We start from the raw sequence: 1,643 nt of genomic DNA on the forward strand, positions 1-1,643 counted from the left end.
GCGCCCTTGGGCCTCCGCGGGGTTTGGGTGGTGGCGGCGCGTTGTTGCGCCGCCCCACTGGAGAGGAGTTTCGGCATGTCCACGAGCAAGCGAAGGCCAGGGCATATAGACATCATTGACGATATTTAATTTGATCGTTGACAGTCTTCTGTGAGAACCAAACCAAGGGGCTTTCTCAGGAATGAGGCTTTAGATCATGAATCGCTTCATCGCCGTTGCCCTTGCTTTGCTCATGGCTTCTTTCGTTGCAACTGCTTTGCTTGCAGCTGTCGCCGACATTTATTTTTGGTGACGGCCTGATCGGGTACCGGAATCACGACACCTGGAGCTCGTTTCAAAAGTTGCCAAGCTCCGGTGCGCGTCAGGCGCGCAATTTGATCGGCCGCGTTAATAACGGGGCGCGGCCACGCCCGTGTGACACGCGAAAGTTCACTGAGTATGGCGCCATTTTCATCGGTTTGCGCGACGGCGATCATCGCTATGTCATGCTCTGGCACCTCCGGTAGCGAGGCACCGAGCAAAACATAAACCATGTCCAGATTCACGCCCGAGCCTTCCAGCAAAAACTCAACAGGATTATTTGCCAAGAAATCGCCTGGGGCGACGAATGCCAGCAGTCTCATTGGGTTAGGACCGCCAACCGCTGGTAGCTGACGGTAAATTTGCCGCTGATCAAGTGCCGCAGCTTGAAGTGCAATCCGATGACCGGCGCGTCCTTGCAGATGAGCAATCGTTGAGAGGTCCATGAGCGCTGCGGCATCATCCGGATCGGCGGCTAGGCGGCGTACCAGTACGTTCCACAATGGCCCCAACTCGGCCATCGAAAGCCGTCTTAGCCAACGTCGGCAGCCCAATGGGTATAGCTGGTTGCCATCGATCGCTCTGAGTACCCACGAAGGCCTCGGATTCGTTGACGTATTACGCTTGGTCGGGCAGCGCGGCCGGTACAAGCATGCTCCACCGAAAGCCGCCGGCACTGGCCCCGCGGAGGTAATAAGCGGCCGGTGAGCGAATCGAGAGGAATTGTGGAACATAATATTGATGAAGGTTTATCTGTCATCCTTGCGGAAAGGCGCGCCCCCCTGCTGTCGATCCGACCGCTGCGGCGGGCCGGCCGACGCGCCCCAGCGGCCCCCGCAAAGCTGCCGCCCGCTCAAAACGGCCGATCTTGTCGCCCTTGACCTCAGAAATCCGCGGCAGCCGCCTGCACCCGGTTGCGTGGCCGCGTCGTTCACAGGGCGATTGATAAACATCCTCGCGGTGAGCGCGGATCCTTTCAATGGAGGCATATCGCATTGTTGTGCCGAGCGCGATCCCAATGTAATCGAGCTCTGCCAGCAGTAATTCCCGAGTGTGATGGAAATTTATGTAGCAGCACAGTGAGCATCCTCGCGCTGGCGCGCGTCGATCCCTCTGGGCCAAAAAATTCGGGAGGAACCCACTTCACGAAGGATTGACGAGACGCAGGTCCTGCAATGTCGTTGGGAGGCTGCGTTCGATGAGATCGATGATCGCGGCTTTCAACTTTTCGTTCCGGGCCGCGTCATCAGCCGTCGGCAGAAGGGAATCATCGACCGTGCGGCTGGGGCCCGCCAGCCTAACAATTTCGGTATTATCAACCGGCGCCGCGGACTTCGTATCAA

General features: G+C 58.0%; 2 protein-coding genes. Both read right to left on the bottom strand.

Going from position 1 to position 1,643, the window contains the following annotated elements:
- Positions 1–230: 230 nt before the first annotated feature.
- Entirely contained in the window at positions 231–821 is a 591-nt protein-coding gene (locus VGY55_24130) for a hypothetical protein (protein ID HEV2973077.1), read from the bottom strand.
- Positions 822–1,443: 622 nt separating this feature from the next.
- Positions 1,444–1,643, bottom strand: a 200-nt coding sequence (locus VGY55_24135) for a hypothetical protein (GenBank protein ID HEV2973078.1), incomplete at its 5' end; no start/stop codon positions are given.

The organism is Pirellulales bacterium (assembly GCA_035939775.1).
GTDB lineage: Bacteria > Planctomycetota > Planctomycetia > Pirellulales > DATAWG01 > DASZFO01.

Bases quoted from the DNA above. Each gene is read 5' to 3' on its own strand.
- VGY55_24130 (HEV2973077.1), bottom strand. From the start codon at position 821: ATGGCCGAGTTGGGGCCATTGTGGAACGTACTGGTACGCCGCCTAGCC.